Genomic DNA, 304 nt, shown 5'->3' on the forward strand with positions numbered 1-304 from the left:
TTGGCCTCCTCCGCCTGCATCGCCTCCTGAACCAGCTCCGCCTGCTGTGCCTGCTCCGCCTGCTCAGACTGCTCCGTTTGCCCTGCGTACTCGCCCCCTGCTACATGCGCATCATTCCCGCCTTGGCCGCGTTGCCCAGCTTGCTCCGCCTGCTCCACGTACCCTGCTGGCATGGAGAGATGCTCGCTCTGTACATCAGCCACGCTAGTACCGTCAGCGCCGCGTGGAAGACCCAACGCACCAGGCGCCGAGACGAGCGCATCGTCGTCAACTAACTGCGTGCCGCGAAGCAGCGTCGCAAATT

General features: G+C 64.5%; 1 protein-coding gene. It reads right to left on the bottom strand.

Annotation, left to right across the window (positions count from 1 at the left end; all coding sequences use genetic code 11):
* Positions 1–304: hypothetical protein (locus EN824_RS36620; RefSeq protein ID WP_210236397.1), on the bottom strand; the 304-nt coding region annotated here is incomplete at both ends.

Source organism: Mesorhizobium sp. M8A.F.Ca.ET.181.01.1.1 (assembly GCF_004792025.1).
Taxonomy (GTDB): domain Bacteria; phylum Pseudomonadota; class Alphaproteobacteria; order Rhizobiales; family Rhizobiaceae; genus Mesorhizobium.